Annotated in this window: 18 protein-coding genes; 13 read left to right on the forward strand and 5 right to left on the reverse strand. The window is 49.8% G+C overall.

Annotated elements, in window-relative coordinates; all coding sequences use genetic code 11:
• Positions 1-135 precede the first annotated feature (135 nt).
• The 4 genes from V6668_RS02710 to V6668_RS02725 all read left to right on the forward strand — a co-directional run bounded on the left by V6668_RS02710 (position 136) and on the right by V6668_RS02725 (position 4245).
• Positions 136-954, forward strand: coding sequence for an imm11 family protein (locus tag V6668_RS02710; RefSeq protein WP_076319495.1), 819 nt, complete (start codon positions 136-138; stop codon positions 952-954).
• 28 nt (positions 955-982) lie between these two features.
• Positions 983-1411, forward strand: a complete 429-nt coding sequence (locus tag V6668_RS02715; RefSeq protein ID WP_192135509.1) for a GNAT family N-acetyltransferase — start codon at positions 983-985, stop codon at positions 1409-1411.
• 318 nt (positions 1412-1729) lie between these two features.
• Complete coding sequence (locus V6668_RS02720) at positions 1730-2362, forward strand: NAD(P)-dependent oxidoreductase (RefSeq protein WP_036607440.1); 633 nt, start codon at positions 1730-1732, stop codon at positions 2360-2362.
• 203 nt (positions 2363-2565) lie between these two features.
• Positions 2566-4245, forward strand: coding sequence for an NAD(P)H-hydrate dehydratase (locus tag V6668_RS02725; protein WP_338707655.1), 1680 nt, complete (start codon positions 2566-2568; stop codon positions 4243-4245).
• Between the two features lie 871 nt (positions 4246-5116).
• Here V6668_RS02725 and V6668_RS02730 read toward each other — a convergent pair.
• The 4 genes from V6668_RS02730 to V6668_RS02745 form a co-directional block, all read right to left on the reverse strand.
• Positions 5117-6769, reverse strand: a complete 1653-nt coding sequence (locus V6668_RS02730) for a methyl-accepting chemotaxis protein (RefSeq protein WP_338707656.1) — start codon at positions 6767-6769, stop codon at positions 5117-5119.
• Positions 6770-6795: 26 nt separating this feature from the next.
• Positions 6796-7803: a BMP family ABC transporter substrate-binding protein gene (locus tag V6668_RS02735; RefSeq protein ID WP_338707657.1), complete on the reverse strand. Its 1008-nt coding sequence runs from the start codon at positions 7801-7803 to the stop codon at positions 6796-6798.
• Between the two features lie 368 nt (positions 7804-8171).
• Positions 8172-9782, reverse strand: a complete 1611-nt coding sequence (locus V6668_RS02740) for a gamma-glutamyltransferase family protein (protein ID WP_338708887.1) — start codon at positions 9780-9782, stop codon at positions 8172-8174.
• A 124-nt stretch (positions 9783-9906) separates the two neighbouring features.
• On the reverse strand, positions 9907-10806 hold the full coding sequence (locus tag V6668_RS02745; RefSeq protein WP_338707658.1) for a glucose 1-dehydrogenase: 900 nt from the start codon (positions 10804-10806) through the stop codon (positions 9907-9909).
• A 155-nt stretch (positions 10807-10961) separates the two neighbouring features.
• On the opposite strand from V6668_RS02745, the gene fosB reads away from it, so the two are divergent.
• Both fosB and V6668_RS02755 read left to right on the forward strand, forming a co-directional pair.
• A complete protein-coding gene (fosB, locus tag V6668_RS02750) occupies positions 10962-11381 on the forward strand; it encodes a metallothiol transferase FosB (RefSeq protein ID WP_036607427.1) in 420 nt (139 codons plus the stop codon).
• Positions 11382-11516: 135 nt separating this feature from the next.
• Positions 11517-11720 (forward strand): hypothetical protein, encoded by a 204-nt coding sequence (locus V6668_RS02755; RefSeq protein WP_338707659.1) that lies wholly within the window; start codon positions 11517-11519, stop codon positions 11718-11720.
• Between the two features lie 120 nt (positions 11721-11840).
• Here V6668_RS02755 and V6668_RS02760 read toward each other — a convergent pair whose 3' ends face one another.
• Positions 11841-13091 carry a helix-turn-helix domain-containing protein gene (locus V6668_RS02760; RefSeq protein WP_036672152.1) on the reverse strand — a complete coding sequence of 417 codons (1251 nt, stop codon included), beginning with the start codon at positions 13089-13091 and terminating at the stop codon, positions 11841-11843.
• Positions 13092-13275: 184 nt separating this feature from the next.
• Here V6668_RS02760 and V6668_RS02765 point away from each other — a divergent pair, with 184 nt between their 5' ends.
• The 7 genes from V6668_RS02765 (at position 13276) to V6668_RS02795 (ending at position 19335) form a co-directional block, all read left to right on the forward strand.
• Complete coding sequence (locus tag V6668_RS02765; protein ID WP_338707660.1) at positions 13276-13455, forward strand: hypothetical protein; 180 nt, start codon at positions 13276-13278, stop codon at positions 13453-13455.
• A 121-nt stretch (positions 13456-13576) separates the two neighbouring features.
• The gene (locus tag V6668_RS02770; protein WP_338707661.1) at positions 13577-14587 is read left to right on the forward strand and encodes a 3-oxoacyl-[acyl-carrier-protein] synthase III C-terminal domain-containing protein; all 1011 of its coding nucleotides are present in this window, start codon (positions 13577-13579) and stop codon (positions 14585-14587) included.
• Entirely contained in the window at positions 14526-15914 is a 1389-nt protein-coding gene (locus V6668_RS02775) for an ATP-grasp domain-containing protein (RefSeq protein WP_051449818.1), read from the forward strand. Before V6668_RS02770 ends, V6668_RS02775 begins: the two co-directional genes overlap by 62 nt.
• Entirely contained in the window at positions 15915-17201 is a 1287-nt protein-coding gene (gene lysA, locus V6668_RS02780) for a diaminopimelate decarboxylase (RefSeq protein WP_036672146.1), read from the forward strand.
• A gap of 18 nt (positions 17202-17219) precedes the next feature.
• The gene (locus V6668_RS02785; protein WP_338707662.1) at positions 17220-17480 is read left to right on the forward strand and encodes an acyl carrier protein; all 261 of its coding nucleotides are present in this window, start codon (positions 17220-17222) and stop codon (positions 17478-17480) included.
• A 26-nt stretch (positions 17481-17506) separates the two neighbouring features.
• Positions 17507-18358 (forward strand): hypothetical protein, encoded by an 852-nt coding sequence (locus V6668_RS02790; protein ID WP_338707663.1) that lies wholly within the window; start codon positions 17507-17509, stop codon positions 18356-18358.
• Between the two features lie 20 nt (positions 18359-18378).
• The gene (locus tag V6668_RS02795) at positions 18379-19335 is read left to right on the forward strand and encodes a 3-oxoacyl-[acyl-carrier-protein] synthase III C-terminal domain-containing protein (protein ID WP_036672140.1); all 957 of its coding nucleotides are present in this window, start codon (positions 18379-18381) and stop codon (positions 19333-19335) included.
• Positions 19336-19345 lie beyond the last annotated feature (10 nt).

Consider the following 19345-nt stretch of genomic DNA (forward strand, 5'->3'; position numbering starts at 1 on the left):
TCACGTAAGCTTTCTCTCACTATTACACAGGAAGTAGATGAATTCAAGCAGAATTCATATGTTAAAGTCATGATACGTAGAGTAGCTCAGTGACACAGATGTAATTATAATAGAAAGATTTTAAGGTGGGGAGAAATGAAATTTTATAGGTTTAATCATGATACGAAAACGAAGGTCCTAGCTTCAGTGGAAGATGATCATCATCCAATTAATAGTGATTTCCACGGTCAATCTAAAATAAAAGGATGGACAACAATAGGTTTAGAAACCCTTTATAAAAAATCATACAAGGATTTTCCGAATTACCATATCGGTAAACCTGTGTTCTCAAAAAGAGTTAAAGAGATGATGGAGAAAGAGAGTTTATTAACAAGCGAAGTAGAATTTTTGCCCATAACGAATGATAATATGGAATTGTTCATACTAAATGTTACTAATATATTGGACTGTGTTGATTATCATCGTTCTGATATTGGTAGATTCAAAGATGGGTCTTGGGCACGGTTTAACAAGCTTGTATTCGATCCTGCCAAAATACCGGAAGGAACGTGTATGTTCAAGATTAAGGAAACTCCTGGTGTTCAGGTTTTTGTTACAGAAAAGTTTAAAGAATGGATTGAAGAGCGTAAGCTCAAAGGGCTTAACTTTTCCGTGATATATGATTCTGACTTTACAAAGGAAATGGAAGAAGAGCAGCAACGGGTATATGATGCAGCTCTTGAAGAAATTGAACGAAATAAAGGAGAAGAGTATTCCTATGATGATGCCCGTGAACTTGTAGATCAGGGAGAAACCATGGCTAGCGGTCCGTGGAGGATTCGGCTGGAAGATCAGGGGAGGTTATGGCTAGGTCAGTTGCTTCAAGATCTGTCTTACCAGTGGATTATGCCTGTATATATCCCGCCGGTTTTGCTGTTGAAGTCTTGGCATGTGGTTGACAGAATAAAAGAATAATTTATTTTGTTGGAGAGGGGCACAATTCATGGATCATGTGAGTATTGAACACACACCACCCGCAGCAGTGGAGTATCTTGCTTTACGGCAGGTTTCGGGTCTTAGCCCGATGAGCAGGGAAGGGGCGGAGATTGGATTACGGAATAGCTTGTTTGCAGTATGTCTGCGTGAAGAGGATATGCTGATAGGCATGGGGCGAGTGATTGGAGATGGAGGTTGTTTCTTTCAGGTCGTCGATATTGCTGTACACCCGGATGTTCAAGGAATGGGGTATGGAAAACTGATCATGAGCGAGCTTATGAATTATCTGCGTAAAGCAGTACCTGCCCGTGGTTTAGTCAGCCTGTTGGCGGATGTTCCGGCTGATCAACTTTATGCTCAATTTGGATTTGAATACACCAGCCCAAAATCGGAGGGTATGTGGTGGAGGCAGGGAGAAGAAGGACCGACTACCTAGCGGAACGGAAACTGAAATCTTGAGATAAGAATAGACTTATGTCGTATGAAATTATCTTAGTATAGCCGCATTTAGCGGCTTTTTTCATGATTCGTGTTGAGTGCTTGCGGAGAGAGGGGATACTTAAGAGTGTCGGTGCTTCTTCCGCTAGTTGAAGTAAAGATTATTTTTCTACATATAAGCTGTAAGAGATAGGTTTACAAGATGTCACATCCGGTTTAAGATGGCGTGAGCCGTTTAAGGTATATAACAATAGGATTAAGTATTAAAATAACGGTAAGTTGACAAGATGATATCTACAGAAAAGAGGGAATTCATATGAAAGTAGCCATTTTTGGAGCAACCGGAGCGATTGGCAAGATGATACTGTGGGAGCTGATGGATCGTGGGCATGAAGTGACAGCGGTGGTGCGTGACCCTTCGAAGGTTGAGATGGTTCATGAGCGTTTGCGTGTAGAACAGGGAGATCTGCTTAACCCGGATCAGGTGGCTGATTTTGCAGCGGGTCAAGAAGTGGTTGTGAGTGCATATGGACCGAAGTTTGGTGGAGAAGAAGAGATGCTGGAAGTGACACGTTCGTTGATCGAGGGTGTGCGCCGGGCAAAAGCAGGACGTCTGGTTGTAGTTGGTGGAGCGGGAAGTTTGCTAACCGATTCCGGTGATATGCTGATGGATACGCCGGGATTCCCGGAAGAAGTCAAACCACTGGCAAAAGCACATGCAGAAGCATATGACCTGATTGAAGCATCAGGTATTCACTGGACCTACATGAGCCCTGCTGCGACAATCACAACAGGACGTCGGACAGGCCAGTTCCGGGTTGGCATGAACCGTGTGATTACGGATGATATCGGGGAAAGCTCGATTTCCGTTGGCGATTTTGCAGCGGCTTTGGTGGACGAACTGGACGATCCGCAATTTATCCAAGCTCGGTTTACGGTAGGTTATTAAGTGTAAACAGGCTTTGGAATGGATGATTTAATCTGAAGGTCTCGTACACGGGATCGATAGAGCTTCCAATGATGCATGAAGCGCATCATGGTAACTATATGAGGTAAAGGGAAAGATAGCGATACACATACAGGATACAGCGTTTAGGTGCGATGTTGTTGCTTATAGGTATGAGATGAGCTTGTCACGGGGAGGGATGAACGTTGTTTATCGTAACCGCTGAACAGATGAGAGCTGTGGACGAGTATACCATTCATAAGCTGGGTATTCCTGCTGCCAGTCTAATGGAGAATGCAGGCCGAGCCATTGCTGAGGAAGTGATCAAGCTGTGCCGGGAAGGGCAGGCAGAAGGCCGGCTTGTGGATTCAGGGCAGCTTGGCTATAGCAGCCAGACCGATGCGAGGCGGGCACACACCGGGCCCGGCGATCGGCAAGGTTATGGTGGCGACATCATCGCCGATCCGGCGCTGGTGATGGAGCGCCCGGGAGATCAGCAGTGGTACATGCTGATCGGCAAGGGCAATAATGGCGGCGATGGGCTGGTGGCCGCGCGCCATTTGGTTGAAGCAGGGCTTGGGGTGACATTGGTCTACGCCGATGCCCCTGATGCACTGCGGGGCGAAGCCGCAGTGCAACGGGATGCCGCCGCGAAGCTTGGCATCCCTGCTCTTGTCCACGGGCGCGAAGCCGTGGACTTCAGCCGGTGCACAGGCATCGTGGATGCGCTGCTGGGCACCGGCTCGCGGGGGGCGCCGCGGGGAGCTTACGCGGCGCTGATTGAGGCGGCGAACGACAGCGGCAAGCCGGTCGTGTCCGCCGATGTGCCAAGCGGGCTGGACGCCGACACCGGAGAGGTGTACAAGCCCTGCATTCAAGCCCGGGTGACCGTATGTCTCGCGCTGCTTAAGCGCGGGCTGGTGCAGTACCCGGGTGCTTCTGCTGCGGGGCGCATTGTGGTGCGCGCCATCGGCATTCCCGCGCGACTTGCGCCAGAGCATGGCCCCTCGGTCCGTCTGCTGACGGACGAGGTGCTGCGCGGTGCGCTGCGCGTGGATACAGGCCGTCTACGGGCACCGGACGGCCACAAGGGCACCTACGGCCACGTACTGTTGGCCGCAGGAAGTCTGCCGATGAGCGGCGCTGGCCTGCTCTCGGCCAAGGCCGCGCTGCGCGCAGGCTGCGGGCTCGCCACATGGGCGCTGCCCGCGGCACTGTTGCCGCATGTCATCGGCACCGTGCCCGAGCTCATGCTTGCTGCCGCCGCTGATGGCGACAGCGGCGAATGGAACGCGGCTTCCGCCGACGCCGTGCTGCGTCTCGCGGAGAGCCGCGACGTGCTCGCGACCGGCCCCGGCCTCGGCCGCTTCAAGGGCGACACAGACTGGCTGTGCCGTCTGTGGCAAAATACGGATCGTCCGCTCGTCATCGACGCGGACGCCCTCAACATGCTGGCAGACGCTGGCCCACATGGGCCTCGCGACTGGGGCCAGCGAAGTGCGGCGACAATCCTGACGCCGCACCCTGGCGAGATGGGCCGACTGCTGGGCATGTCGACCCAAGAGGTGCAGCGTGACCGCATTGGGCACGCTGCAAAATACGCCCGCGAGCAGGGCGTGACCCTTGTGCTCAAAGGAGCACGAACGGTCATCGCAACGCCGTCCGGCGAGGCGTACATCAACACCACCGGGCACGCCGGCATGGCGACTGGCGGTGCCGGAGACGTATTGACCGGCATCATCGCCGGTCTGCTTGCCCAGGGGCTCAGCGCGGAGCAAGCCGTCGCGTTCGGCGTATATCTCCACGGACAGGCCGCTGAACGCGCAGCACTGCTGCGCGGTGACCCATCGTCCCTGCTGGCCGGAGACATCATCGACGCACTGTGAGGATGGGGCAGGTGTGGCACAAGCTCGCGGTTTTGGGTTACTACCTATGCCGATTCATTTTCAAACTGCAAGTAAACCAACGAACCAGCGCATCAAAAGCAGATGAGTGTCCATTGCTCAATACTCAATACCAATGCCCAGTGCTCGTTGCCCTAACGAACCTGATACACCTTATACCACGGTTTACATCGAGGAGCAAAAGCTAACGAACCTCATCCACGTTATTTCTGTGTATTTCAGATAAAACACCTGAAAAACCGGACTAAATTAGGGAATAGAATGCCTGAGATTCGTTAGATTTTATAATCTGCAATTAATGGCCCAATAAGGTTTGCACGGTTCGTTAAACGTTTGGATCTGAAACGCTGATGTCTTATTATCTATATAAGTTGAACTAAAGAATATTTACACTGGACACTCCGGTGACAGAACAACCTTCCGATCGCTGTTATCCCCAGTTTTTTATAAATTAGGAAATCCGGGATAGCGTATGCTTCCGAGACGGCTTTCTTTCAAAAAGCTGTTAGGCGAAGTATATGCTTCCGAGGCAGCTTTCTTTCAGATAGCTTTTAGCTCCGCTTCTTCTGGTTCTTTCTGTCCTCTCCGTTTCGTGTAAATGTTTAGTTCAATTTATATACTTTCATATCTTTGAAACGAATTAATGGTTGGATGAAACAACGATTAGTTACTGAAAAAGGGAGCCTGTCATGATTCATGACGGAGGCTCCCCTTTATTTGTTTATTTGTTTGTTTGTTTGTTTGTTCACGCTACCTGATCCTGGCTCGGCTATAACCTGCCCATAACATGCCTATAATCTGCATCTAAACTATTTCCGATCTACGTCCAGCCCAAAATTCTCTGGCATCCTGCTTACAACCGGAATCGCAGCAATTCCTGATGCATCTCTGCGCTGATATCACGCAATGACTTCACCTTGATACTTGCATCAGCGAAGGAACGTTGTTGTTCCGATGTGGAGGCGGTGATCTCTTCACTGCTGGCAGCCGACTGCTCGGTGATGGCACTGATATTTTCGATCGCCTGTTGCACCTGTGTACTGAGTTCATTGGAGTGTTGCATGTCCTCAGCAAGCTGATGAATGCCGGTACTAATGCGCTCCACACTTTCACGAATAGCAGAGAAGGATTCGCGAGTCTGGCCAGTGGCTTGTTCCTGTTCGCCGAATAACTGCATGCTCTGTGCTACAGAGTTCTTCACCTTGTCCATGGAGGTTGTGATCTCGCCCACAGCCGCATAGATATGTTTGACCGATTGCGCAGATTGTTCGGCGAGTTTATTCACCTCGCCCGCAACAACAGCGAAGCCACGTCCAGCTTCTCCAGCGCGAGCAGCCTCTATGGAGGCATTTAACGAGAGCATGGTCGTTTGTTTGGCAATCTCCGATACATATGCCGTCATCGTAGTGATCCGAACCGCGCTTTCTTCCAGTTCCCGCACCGTTTGTTCTACCTCGGCCATCGCCATACGATTCACTTCGGCCAAGCGGAGTTGCTCCGCTACAGCCTTATTACCTTCCTCAACGGTAGTTAATACTTCACGACCATCGATTACGGATTGGGAAGTGGCCTCCAGATTGCTATTGAAGGTAGACTGCATTTTGTCCACAACCATCACTGTTTCACTCAGATCCTCGGCAATTTTTTGACTGCCAATCGAGAGTTCCTCCGTGGTGCGTGATACTTGCTGCACGATCGCTTGGGCTGTATCATTGCCACGGTCAATATCTTGCGCCATCAAATCGACACGATGACCCGCTTCACCAATCGACTGAATAATGCCGCGGATATTATGAGTCATGATACCGAAGGAGCGACTCAGGTCATCGAGTTCATCTTTGCCCCGAGATTCCGGTAATTGTCCGGTTAGGTCACCGTCCGCAATTTGTCCCGCAGCGTCTTTGAGTGTTCGAATACGCTTGGCGATCTGACGTGAAGTATACATATTAAACAGCATTACGGCGACGAGCAATATGATGGCTCCTGCCAGAGCGGTTTGCCACGTTTGCTGAATGTCACGTTCCAAATCGACGGTATATTGATCATAACGATCCCGAGTCATCTCATCTAACGAATAAATATCATTCTGTATGCCCCGAACCCGAGTGCTGTAACGTTTCGCTTCCGCACTGTTCATCGCATTCATCGCTTCGGTGGCTCCCTGGTTGAGAGCTTCTAATTTTGTCTCGATGGACTGAATAAGTTGTAACTGCTGATCTGTTTCGAGCAATCCGTCCGTAAGTTCCTGAATCATCGTTTGACCTTCATCCAGCAAGCGAAGTACGGCGTCCTGGTTTCCTGCTGTCATGGAGAATGAGTAGACATCCAGCGCTTGCTGGGTCTGAATCTGATTGGCGTTCAGTTCACTCACCTTGAGCATGGCTGGTACCAGATTTTGATTTTTGGCATTCATGTTGAGCAATTGCATGATGATATAAGCGACTAGCACAAGGCATAGAAGTAGTGAAATTAGAGCATTAAGTATCAGTTTTCCCTGTAGTTTCATGTGCGTACCTCCTCGTATCCGATGGGTTATTGATCAAGCTTAATTTTGATTTGACCGGAAGAGATCTTTGCCTTCAGATCTTCGAAGGTTTGCTGTTGTTCATCACTGAGCGTGATATTATGTAGAGCAGTCAGACCCACGGCGTTCTCCGCCAGCCCCTCCACGATTTCCTTTTGAGGGAAGGTATGATTGTTTTGAACAAACGTGTTAACGGCATTATAGATAGAGACATCCACATTTTTCAGCATGGACGTAAGAATGGATTTTTCCGCCAAAAAGAATTGATCGGTATCTACACCGATGGCGTATTTCCCTAATTTCTGAATCTCCGTCAGTGCGCCTACGCCTGTGAGACCGGCAGCAACGTAGATCACGTCAGCGCCCTTTTCCTGAATCATCTCTGTAGCCAGTTGTTCACCCAGCTCGGCATTGCCAAAGTCCCCTGCGTAGACGACATCAACGGTTGCATTCGGCTTGACAGCCAGAACACCTTGTTTAAAACCCTGCTCAAAATTACGAAGGACCGGTATCTCTATTCCACCAAGGAAGCCAACATGATCTTCCGTTGAAGCCATAGCGGCAATAACACCTGCCAGATAACTTCCTTCTTCCGCCCGGAATGAAATGGAGGCAATGTTAGGCAGTTCGGACTGACTGTCAATCATGAGGAACTGCTGGTCAGGATATTTGGCTGCAACTTTCTCCATATCCGCTTGGACAGCATCACTCAGGCCGATAACCAGATCGAATTTGGCTTCCGCAAACTCTTCAAATGCAGCTTCGGCATTGTCGCCCGGTTCACGATAGTCAAAGACAATGCTTTTCTCATTTCTGGCCTGAACCAGTCCATCAAAAGCAGCATCATTAAAAGAACGGTCACCCAGACCCACTTCCGTAAGCACGATCCCAACCTTTGTTCTTGTGTCTGTTGCCGTTGTTGTATTGTTGGGTGAACATGCCCCCAGGATTAGTACCGTCAGGATCATCATTATGGTGAGACCTAGACCTGCGCGTCTGTTCTTGTTTGTTTTCATGTGTGGTACCCTCATTTCTGTAGTCGCATTTTTCTGTTTTGCGTGATTCCTTAGCTCCAGGGAAGTACGTGTGCATGATGACACGTATGGTGAGGATTTCCCTTTATCTATATCGGTCAGAAAGGCACTGTGATTTATGGTATGTAGTGAAAATTTACGAAAAAAATAAGTATTTTTCATGAATTACACATTATTTTTACATTTCTCTGGTTAAAAGGGTACATTAATATCTACAGTATGTTGTTTACTGATGTTAGAAGTCGAAAAAAGGCACAACAGAGATGACATGAATCATCTCTGTTGTGCCTTAAAATTTCACCCTATACGAATGATAAGGTGATCATCCTATTATAAAAATGACGCGAGTTTTACCAAGCCGCAATCGAGCCATCCGCTCGGGTTTCCGTACCACCGCATAATACGCCATTGTCCGGGTTGCGCCAGATAATCTGACCGCGCCCAAACTGGGATGGATCGAGTGCCACTTGAATATCATGTCCTTTGCGGGCGAGTGCCTGTGCAATGTGCTGCGGGAAACCCGGTTCCACGAGAATTGTTTTGCCCTTCGTCCACTGCCAGCGTGGAGAATCCAAGGCGGCCTGTGGGTTCAGATGATAATCGATCGTATTCATGACCACCTGCACATGACCCTGCGGTTGCATGAAACCGCCCATGACACCGAATGGCCCTACCGCTTCACTGCCACGGGTGAGGAACCCCGGAATGATCGTGTGATAGGTTCGTTTACCTGGCTCCAGGGCGTTGCCATGATTAGGGTCCAGTGAGAAATTATGTCCGCGATTCTGCAAAGCAATGCCTGTCCCCGGAACAACCAATCCAGAGCCGAAGCCCATATAGTTACTCTGGATAAACGAAACCATATTGCCTTCACCATCTGCCGTAGCCAGATAGACTGTTCCACTTGCACGTGGATCACCTGCCTCAGGTGCTCGTGCGGTATCACCAATGAGTTTGCGCCGTTCTTCCGCGTATGCCTCGGACAGCAATTCCTCCACCGTCACACCCATTTTGCGTTCTTCAGTAATATATTTCTCCCCATCGGCAAATGCCAGCTTCATGGCTTCAAGTTGCTGATGATACGCCAGAACGGATTCTTTCTCGTCAAAATCATATCCCTTCAGGAGATTAAGCGCTGCGAGAGCAATCAATCCTTGTCCATTCGGCGGAATCTCCCATACATCGTAACCACGATAGGAGACGGAGATGGGATCAACCCACTCCGGCTGAAAAGCCTTCAGATCTTCGTGAGTCAGATAACCACCGTGCTCTGCCATAAATGAATGAATGCGCTCTGCCAGTTCTCCTTCGTAAAAGTCTCGCGCTTCGCTCTCGCCAATCTGGCGCAAAGTCGCCGCATGATCCGGCGAGCGCCACATCTCTCCAGCTGCGGGAACACGCCCGCCTGGAGCAAATGTCTCAAACCACGCACGCCCTGCCTCCGCATCACCCTGGCGTGCATAGATCTCGGCTGCCCTTGCCCAGTGGCGGGCCAGCCCAGGCGCAAGCGGATAACCTTCCTCCGCGTAGCGGATGGCCGGTTCCAGCGCTTCCGCCAGCGTGAGCCGCCCAAAACGGCGGCTCAGCTCAGCCCAACCCGCCAGTGCGCCAGGCACCGTCACCGGAACAACCCCAAGCTTCGGCATCTCCGTATAGCCTGCCGCTTGAAGCGCCTCAATGGATATGCCCTGAGGCGCAGGGCCGCTGGCATTCAGTCCATGCAGTTTGCCCTCGGTCCAGACGAGGGCAAAAGCATCGCCTCCAATGCCATTGGACGTTGGCTCCAGCACCGTGAGTGCTGCCGCAGTTGCAATGGCGGCATCGATGGCATTGCCGCCTTTTTTCAATACATCCAGACCGGCTTGTGCAGCCAGTGGCTGAGACGTGGCGACCATGCCTTGTTTCGCATACACAGGCACGCGGTAAGAGGGGTACGGTTGGTAGAGTGGATCGAAGTTCATCAGGTTGTTCAGCTCCTTGTCGCTAGATGTCAGGCTCCGGCATAACCGGATCATACTCCTAACCCTCTTCGCAACTGGACAACCGATATCCTGCCACACCTGCCAAATCCAACCTGACATCAGTTTATGTCGTTACCATATCGCCGCCATTTACATGAATGCATTCACCTGTGACGTAGGATGAATCGCGGGAAGCGAGATAAACGTAGGCTGCCGCCAGTTCGTAAGGCTGACCAGCTCGACCCATGGGTGTATCTGTTCCAAATACCTGTACATCCTCAGCGGAGAAACTGGCAGGGATGAGCGGTGTCCAGATGGGTCCCGGAGCGACGGAATTCACACGGATTCCCTGTGCAGCGAGCGATTGGGCGAGTACACGAGTCAGCGATACGACAGCTCCTTTGGTAGAAGAGTAGTCGATCAGTTGGGTGTTACCTTTATATGCTGTAATGGAAGCCGTATTGATGATGGAGGCACCTCTGCACAGATGGGGGAGAGCGGCCTGAATCAGAAAGAAATAAGCGAACACATTGGTCTGAAAGGTGTGATACAGCTGTTCTTCTGTAATATCAACGATGCTTGGCTGCACATACTGTACGCCATGATTGTTGACCAGAATATCGATCTTCCCGTAGGTTTCCATGGTTGTGCGAATGACAGCCTCACAGTTTTTCTTTAAGCGGAGATCAATCTCGATTAAGAGACAGCGCTGTCCCAGTTCTTCGATCCTTTCACGAGTCCTTTCGGCATCTGTCCGTTCATATAGATAAGCAATGACGATATCCGCACCTTCCTTGGCAAAAGCGATGGCGGTCGCCCGGCCGATTCCACTGTCACCACCCGTAATAATGGCAACTTTACCTTGGAGTTTGCAGCTACCGATATAGGCAGGATCTTCACTGATCGGTTCAGGCACCATCAGGGTTTCCAGACCAGGTTGCTGGTCCTGATGCTGGGGTGGAAATGCCAGCTTTTGCTCCTTGCATACCGTTTTCCCACCATAAAAAGGATAGACAGGATTCATTCGCTTTACATCCTCCTCGAACGTTCATTGATACGGATAACCTATGCATTCGCCCAGAAGAAGGTGCGGGGGGAAACAGCAGAGCGGTTGTTTTTTGCGCAAAATATACCATAATAAGGATAGATCCTTAAATCGATGGAGGTGTCAGGAGCCACATGAATATTCAAGGAATTAATCATTTGTGCTTTTCCGTATCCAATCTGGAGCGGGCCATTACCTTTTATGAGCAGGCTCTCGGTGCCCAAATTCAGGTGAAAGGACGCAAACTGGCTTATTTTGAGCTTGCCGGTCTTTGGATTGCCCTGAATCAGGAGGATGTTATTCGCAACTATACGGAACGAACCTATACCCATATTGCATTTACCGTTACAGAAGAGGAGTTCGACGCGTCTGTGCAGCAGCTGCGAGCAGCGGGGGCAGACATTCTTCCCGGAAGGCCAAGAGATCCGCGGGATGCATTATCTGTATATTTTACCGATCCGGATGGTCATTTGTTTGAACTGCATACAGGTACGATGAAGCAAAGGCTGGATTATTATCGCGAAGACAAAGATCATATGACCTTTTATACATGAGTTTCATGTGCAAGTAGAGGTAAATGGGGATTAACGTATTTAAAGTCATTGCAATTATCCGTAAAATACGTCTTAGGTTGCCAGAAATCGATGGTGGACTATGCTACCCGATTATAGACATGAGGAGAGATGAGCATGGAGAGTAAAGGAAGCAAATTCGTTACAATGGCAAGTGAACTCTGCATGGTTACCATCATGCTTCTACCTTTTATTGCAGGACAGCTTCATGTTTCGGGAGCACATGCAGGATCGGCTAAGTTTAGTGGTCAGCAGGGACAAAAGCATGCCGTATCTACGGAAACGCTGCTGGAGCTGAATGATCCTGTACCTGTTCGATGAGATTGATCCTGTGCCCTTTCACCGTGGATTCCCGGAAGTGGGGTCCCTGTTCAGAGACCCTAAAATCCATCTGTTCATTTCCCTATGTCCTCAGTTGTTAGATGAAGAAGGTATCCGCTTTTATTTGATAAATGACTTATAATCTTCGTAGTTCATTTTACGCTCTTGCAGGCTTAGCAGGAGGAGTTGATGGCTGATGTCAGCCTCGCGATTTGCAGAGATGCGTTTAAGCAGATCGTGACTCATTCTTAAAAAGTAATAACCTTCATTGCTGTTGTTTTTCTCATGAAATACAATACCCAGCAAGCGATACAGTTTGGCACGAAGCATCCCTTCATCTTGCTTATCCAGCAGTTGGAGGGCTTCTTTGATGATGGCCTCTGCCTGTTCTGGCTCACGCTGTTCCAAATAAACTTTACTGATTTCCTCTAATATGGAAGCCTTCTTGTGGGGAAGATTGCGTTTATCGTAAATTCGTGCGCATTCATCCAGCAAGGGGAGGGCTTCTTTTTTTTGCCCCATATGAAGCTGGATCACGGCGAGGTTGTGAAGTGCCAGAACGTAGGATTCGCTGCTCGCCTGTTTATAGGCCTGTACGGATCTCTTGGTCCAGTCATAACTTAGCAGCATGTGTCCGTCCTGTTCGGACATATAATAGGCTTTGCCCAAACCCAGCGTAATCTCGCCATACAGTTCCGGTTGTCCGGCCATCTGGGCTTCCTTCTCCGCTTTGAGATAGTAGTTTAACCCCTCATTCACATTGCCTAGTCTTAAATGAGTTGTGCCAAGAAAGGTCAGCGATTGGATGTGTTCTTCCTGTAGATGTTTGAGTCTGCTGCTGTACGTATACGCCTGTTCATAATGTTTCCGGGCAGCATGAAACAGCTCTGCATGAAAAGCCGCTCTCCCCATTTCCAGATAATATTCAACAATACGTTCCCTGTCCCCCGTTCGAATGACCGTAAATGCTGCGTTTTCCCCTTCATCCAAGGCTTGTCGATAATCCCCAAGTCTGTTGTGACTTCGCAAAATGAGCAGGTAGGCTTCAGACTGATCCGATGTATCCTCCGTCAGTGTCAGCACTTTACGAGCTATGCGGATGCAGGCAGAATCATTCTGCTCGGCGTAACAGGCTTTGGCCTTTTCCAACACAGCCTCACCAATATCCGAATCTGTCGATACACTTCCTCCCAAAAAAAACTCCATGGGTGTATTAAGTCTCCTGGCAATGATTTTTAACATACGCTGCGAGGGAACGGCTCTACCTTTTTCGATAAGGCTGATGTAAGAACGCGTCATATCCTCACCTGCCAGTTGCTTCTGAGACAGTCCAAGCTGCTCCCGGATTTGCCGGATTTTGGGTCCGAGCATGATCGTTCACCGTCCCTTGAATATAGTTTGATTGGAATGGAGATGTGATTGGTATGTTGGGTCCATCGAACGTGCAGAAGCAGGGGTAAGGAGAGTGAGAGGTTCATTTACCTCCATTTACAGTTTAAATCCAATTTGGGAGATTATAGAATCAGAGTATCCAAGATGAAAGGAGGAGATATGAATGGTCATTAAAGCGACTCCCATTACACTGGAGCAACTGAAGCGCAAAGAAGTTGAAGCAGCACAATTGGAAACGAATGTACTGGGCGAGGCACGTGAAGTCAGTGCACGCGCGGTATCCGCTCGCGCAGTTGAAGCTCGTGCTGTAGCAGCTCGTGCAGCAGCGGCGGCTCGTGCCTGATTTTTCCTACTTACTTATTGCATTACGCTAGATTCATAGATGGGAGCTTCTGCGGAAGCTCTTTATCTCCCTATATTTCAGTGAGATTCGTACGTTAGTGATAACGAGGTGTCTGAAGCCGATGCATATCAAGCAAATATGGTCTTACATTCCGGAGCACATTGTGCCGATCAGGGAACTGAACGAGGTGCTGGGACTCAATAATGCCCAGACGAAGGTACTGGAAAAAATTCATGGTTTGAAACAGGTTCGGCAAGACAGGGATGGAGATCTGGCTTCGTTGCTTGGGCACGTATTAACCCAGGTGGTAAATAACCCGGAGATCGCTCCTAACTCGATTAAGTATATCATTTATTGCCACACAATTCAGGAAAATTTCCCCTTTCCTATGAAAGTTTTGCAAGCCCTGAAAAGGGCTTACGGGTTGCAGCATGCCATCGCGTTTTCGCTTACGCAGCAGAACTGTGCATCGGGTTTAATTGCCCTGAATGTTGCCGAGACATTGCTGCCTTCATTGGAAGCGGATGATCATATTTTAATTTTGACAGGTGAAAAAACCTTTAGTCCCGTTGTGCAATTGATCCCCAATACCACCGTGATGGGAGAGGCATCAGCCGCCGTGCTGGTGGGTAACAAGGGTAACGGAAGTCGTGTCGTTGGACTGACGAGTGTTACCCTGGGCCAATTCTGTAATGTACTAACGGGAACCCCGCAGATTCTCAGGGAGTTTCAGGAAATCTACACGCCTCGGTTATGTGAAGCCATTGTTGCAGCCGTGGAGCAGGCGGGTCTGGCGCTGCAGGATATTCGATACATCGTCCCACACAATGTGAATCTATCCTCGTGGAAGAAGGTGGCTATCCGTTTATCCTATCCCCTTGAACGCATATATACGTCCAACGTACAGGAGATCGGACATTGCTTCTGTTCGGACCCATTTATTAATCTGCAAGCCATTCTAGAGCAGAAGTTGTTGCAACCAGAGGAGTATTATCTGCTTGTTACGGTCGGACTTGGGGTTACATTCAGCGTAGCAGTGATGCAGTATGCAGGAATAGGAGGGGATGGCCTTGACCACCGTATTGACGGATTTTTCGAGCAAGCTCAAGTGGGCGTTAACGGGCCAGCATGACGTTACTTTTATCTATCTGAACAATTTTGAGGTGGAGGAGTACTGGAGTGAAACGGGTATTCTCAAGCTGCCCTCATTAAGCATAGGCTCGGCTGCGGACGTTGTTAATCGGATGGAGGAACTGGGTGTTTTCCTCGCCGGAGAGAACGATATTATCCTGCTCAAGGGGCCGCCGAATCAGGGATTCATGGCAGATGCACAGGCGCTTGGGTTTGGTCGCTCCCGATGCATAACGGTGGAGCACAATGATCCGGCACTGAACATTACCGCGAATCTTCTGAATTGTCCAAGGACAATGGACAAGCTGAGAGAGCTGTCACAGGCTGCTGGAACGAATGTTTATCTGGTTCCCTTTGGAACCTCGGATCAGGAAGAGGAATTCTCCCGACGAACCGGCATTCCGCTGGCTGTTCCATCTTCAGATATCTTCCGCAGGGTGAATGACAAGGGGTATTCCCGCCGTCTCAACGCGGAGCTGGGTATTCGCCAAATTCCAGGCGTTGAATGCACGTCTTTGGATGAACTGGTGTCTGGTTTCGATCAGCTAAAGGCCGTTCTAGAGCAGGGTGGACGCCTTGTGCTGAAGGATTCCATGGGTGTATCAGGCAAGGGAATTACCGTCATCACCGATGAAGCCAGGTTTCACAAATGCATGAGCATGCTGGAGAAACAGGCTAGCAAAAAAGGAATTCGACAAATCAACTACGTGCTTGAACAATGGATTGATAAAATCTGTGACCTGAATTACCAGATTCTCATCGATCGATCCGGTGGAGTCGAGTTTCTTGGCGTCAAGGAATCGTTGGTAGAGCAAGGCGTACATCAAGGGCATCTCATGCCTTCGCGGCTCAACGATGTTCAACTTGAGGTTATTCGTGAAGCGGCCATGCGAATTGGAGCAGCTCTGTATCGAGATGGATACTACGGCATTGCCGGCATGGACGCCATTCTGGACGAGGACGGTACAATCTGGCCCAATCTTGAGATAAATGCCAGGTTTAATATGTCTACCTATCAGACCAACATTCAGTATCAATGGCTGCCCGAAGATCAATGTGGATTGGCGAAAAAATATACGCTCCGGCTCAATCACCTGCTGGAATACGGAGTACTTCGTTCCCGGTTGGGTACGTTGATGTTCGAACCGGAACGCGGCGAAGGATTATTGATTAATAATTTTGCCACAGTCAATGCGGCATTCAGAAGTGAGGGGACCTTGTTCTCCGGACGTCTGTATGGCGTGATTATTGCGTCCTCCCCTGAACGGCTGGGAGTGATCGACGAAGCGATAGAAGCCGTCCTATCTTCCATTAATGAGGTGATGTGAGTGTCTAAGGAATATCAGATTCAGCAGTTGCCTGTTTCGGACATCGCCGAGAGATTCGGGACCCCGCTGTATGTATATGACGGGGATGTGTTGCAGCAGGTGTATCAGGAGCTTAGGGGATTGCTTACGCCTCAAGTGGAGCTGTTCTATTCATTGAAGGCCAATCCCAATATTTCGATCGTACACATGCTCCGGGAGATGGGAGCACAGGCAGAGGTATGTTCCCTGGCCGAATTGCATACGGCTGTACAGGCTGGAGTAGCAGCAGAAAGCATTATTTTCCTTGGACCCGGAAAAAGCGATGACGAGATTACGGCATGCATACGTCTGGGCATATATGCGATCGTGTGTGAATCGTTCCAGGAGCTGGAGCGCATAGAGATCATCGCTGCAAGTGAGGGGCGAATCGTGCCGGTGGCGCTGCGAGTGAATCCATCCTTTTCTGTTAAAGGCTCCAGGCTGACCATGGGTGGCAAACCACGTCAGTTTGGTATGGATGAACAAAGTGTGCTCCAGGGGAAAGAACAGTTCGAGAGCTTCTCCCATGTGGAGATCATGGGACTTCACGTGTACATGGGAACCCGCATGTTGGATGTAGAGCCGATCGTTCAGAATACCCGCCATATTCTGGAATTGGCTGATCGAATCGAGAACGAGCTGGATATCACGCTGCGTATGGTCGATGTAGGCGGGGGATTGGGCGTGCCCTACCATGAAGGTGAGCAGTTCCTATCCATAGCCGCACTGACAGAACAGTTGAATCCAATGTTCGAATCGTTTCGGCATAGTCATACCAACACCCGGCTGTTCATGGAGCTTGGGCGATATCTGGTAGGCACCTGCGGTATGTTGGTCAGTCGAGCTCTATACGTCAAGCAATCGTATGGAGAGCACTTCGTCGTAACCGATGGTGGAACGAACTGCCATATGGCGGCGGTGGGCACAGGTTCTTACGTGAAGCGTAATTTTCCGATTGCCTCCCTGACGCGTTATGGGGAGTCCCCTGTAGCCGAATACAATATTACGGGTCCCTTATGTACGCCGAATGATGTTGTTGGGAAACGGGTATTGCTTCCTCCTGTTGAACGGGGCGATCTAATCGGTGTTTTTCATTCGGGGGCCTACGGACCAACGGCTTCTCCCACACACTTTTTGAGTCATGGAAGTCCGGCGGAAGTGCTGATTGTCGCTGGGGAGGCTCACTTGATCCGTGAGCGGGATACTCCGCAGGATCTACTGTCCAAGCAACGCTTGATTAAAATATCCCATACGGCAATAACCAATTGATGAGGAGAGATGATGATCATGACAACTGCAGTATTGCTTGAAGAGATCAAAGGTGCCCTTGCTGAAGTGTTGAATACGGAAGCCAGGGAGGATATTCAATTAAGCACATCTTTATTTGACGAGCTGTACCTGGATTCGACCTCGGTTCTGGAACTACTGATGACGCTGGAAGACCGGATTGAAGGTCTGGAGATTGACCCGGATGTTCTGGAGCCCGATGTATTTGATACGGTAGGCTCCCTGGCTGCTTATATTGAGAAGCAGCTCATTGCGGCCTGATGGCTTCGCCTGTTGCCATACGGGAGATGGGAGTCAGGTTGTTCTCGGAGAAGAAGCCTCCGTTCGAACATCCGGAACTGCTGCGATTTCATCAAGATATGCTTGCAGGTACTCAGATCAAGTACGACGTTCAACTTTTGCAGGGGCGTAACAACAATGCCTATCACGAGATGAGTGTGGAACTGCTGGAAGAGACGGGACTTGATCGGGTCATGCAGGATGTGGATGTGTTGCTGCTGGCATACAATTTTCCGAATACCCGCCCGGATATATCAATTGTGAATTATTTGATGGATCGTTATCAGGCCCGTTTTATCAGTTTTGCTGTAAATGATCTTGGTTTTGGTGCTCCTTTTGCGGCGCTCCACATGCTTCAGCATTATCTGGGCAGAGAAGGTTACATGAAAGGCATGCTGCTGGTCATGGATCAGACGGCTCTCCCCTATGAAACGATGGAACTTGTTTCGCCGCCTGGACCGGACACGGCCGCAGCCATATACCTTGATCGGATGACAGGCGTAGGACCTTCCCTGCTTGGTGTAGAGATGCGACATGCCGAGCATTCCGTAGCCGATACTGCGGAGATGGTACTTGATCGATTATGTGTCAGGGCATCCATTCACCGGAATCAGATTAACCTGCTCATCCATCCTGATCTGGAGCAGCTGTGCAATCAGGCTGCTTGGTACAGGGAGTGTGGATCGAAGAGTTATTATGATCCATCGCGCTGGAGTGCAGCGCCATTCTTCGCATTACAGGAGTTACTGGAAGAGAAGGACGGGGGCGAGTACATATGTCTTATGCATCTGGAGCAGACGGATTCGTTTGTTCACGCCTTGCTGATCCGAACTTGTGAATGGAGTATGAATGGACACTAATCGCAGAAGGAGGGAGAACATTGGGGTTCGGTATTGTGGATATTGGCGTCTATTTGCCTGAACAGATTCAGCAGCCGGAAGAGGTGCTGGCTGCCCTGGAGCTTGGAAAAGGCGAGCTTCAGTTTCTGCGCAAGTACCACCGCCTGGAAGGTGTGCCTGTAACGGAACCGGGCCAGATGCTTGACGATACGATCGCACAGGCTGTGGAACGGCTCCAGACCAGACCTGCCCTTTCCGGAATCGACCTTGTTCTCTATGTCCATTCCTTTCAGGTGCAGACACCGAGCGATTACAGGCTTGTGCAGCGTGTCCTTCAGCGCTTCGGGCTTGAACATGTACCGTTCTATGGCATATCCCAAATGAACTGTGCATCGTCGATAGCCGCTCTTCAATGGCTTGAGCGAATCTCGCAAACGCAGCCTCACATTCGGAATGTGTTGTTGATCTGTGCGGATCAATTCAATTTTTTGCCTCCCGAATGGCGCTATCTGCGCAAATCGGCCATTCTGGGTGATTCTGCCGTAGCTGTTCTATTGAGCAGAGAGAGCTGTCAGCATGTCGTTCAGGCGGCGCATGTGCTGCGAGATACCCGGTTCCATACTGGTTATCATGCAACCGCCGATGAGATCTCGGCATTTAACCGATTGTATGTGGACCATATCATTCAAGGGATGGAAGAGCTGCTGTCAACGCAAGGCCTGAGTTTCGAAGATGTGAATCATATTTTTCCCCATAATGTGAACTGGACTACCTGGAAGGAATTCTCGCGACGTACGGGAGTTGGACTTGAACGGATATATCTGGATAACATTCAGCGAATCGGACATAACTTTTCCACCGACCCGTTCATTAACCTGAGTTCGGGATTGGAGCAGGACTGGGTGTGTAGGAAGGGACGCTCCATCATGGTCAGTATCGGGCTCGGCAGTTTTTTTGGTTTTGCACTGGTGGAGCATGGAGGATGCGAAGAAGAATGAACAGGAGGAA

Origin of the sequence: Paenibacillus amylolyticus, assembly GCF_036894225.1 — a bacterium.
GTDB classification, from domain to species: Bacteria; Bacillota; Bacilli; order Paenibacillales; family Paenibacillaceae; genus Paenibacillus; species Paenibacillus amylolyticus.

Bases quoted from the DNA above. Each gene is read 5' to 3' on its own strand.
- V6668_RS02770 (WP_338707661.1), top strand. From the start codon at position 13,577: ATGCATATCAAGCAAATATGGTCTTACATTCCGGAGCACATTGTGCCG.
- V6668_RS02720 (WP_036607440.1), top strand. From the start codon at position 1,730: ATGAAAGTAGCCATTTTTGGAGCAACCGGAGCGATTGGCAAGATGATA.
- V6668_RS02730 (WP_338707656.1), bottom strand. From the start codon at position 6,769: ATGAAACTACAGGGAAAACTGATACTTAATGCTCTAATTTCACTACTT.
- V6668_RS02755 (WP_338707659.1), top strand. From the start codon at position 11,517: ATGGAGAGTAAAGGAAGCAAATTCGTTACAATGGCAAGTGAACTCTGC.
- V6668_RS02710 (WP_076319495.1), top strand. From the start codon at position 136: ATGAAATTTTATAGGTTTAATCATGATACGAAAACGAAGGTCCTAGCT.
- V6668_RS02735 (WP_338707657.1), bottom strand. From the start codon at position 7,803: ATGAAAACAAACAAGAACAGACGCGCAGGTCTAGGTCTCACCATAATG.
- V6668_RS02740 (WP_338708887.1), bottom strand. From the start codon at position 9,782: ATGAACTTCGATCCACTCTACCAACCGTACCCCTCTTACCGCGTGCCT.
- V6668_RS02785 (WP_338707662.1), top strand. From the start codon at position 17,220: ATGACAACTGCAGTATTGCTTGAAGAGATCAAAGGTGCCCTTGCTGAA.
- V6668_RS02715 (WP_192135509.1), top strand. From the start codon at position 983: ATGGATCATGTGAGTATTGAACACACACCACCCGCAGCAGTGGAGTAT.
- V6668_RS02760 (WP_036672152.1), bottom strand. From the start codon at position 13,091: ATGCTCGGACCCAAAATCCGGCAAATCCGGGAGCAGCTTGGACTGTCT.
- fosB (WP_036607427.1), top strand. From the start codon at position 10,962: ATGAATATTCAAGGAATTAATCATTTGTGCTTTTCCGTATCCAATCTG.
- V6668_RS02790 (WP_338707663.1), top strand. From the start codon at position 17,507: ATGGGAGTCAGGTTGTTCTCGGAGAAGAAGCCTCCGTTCGAACATCCG.
- V6668_RS02745 (WP_338707658.1), bottom strand. From the start codon at position 10,806: ATGAATCCTGTCTATCCTTTTTATGGTGGGAAAACGGTATGCAAGGAG.
- V6668_RS02765 (WP_338707660.1), top strand. From the start codon at position 13,276: ATGGTCATTAAAGCGACTCCCATTACACTGGAGCAACTGAAGCGCAAA.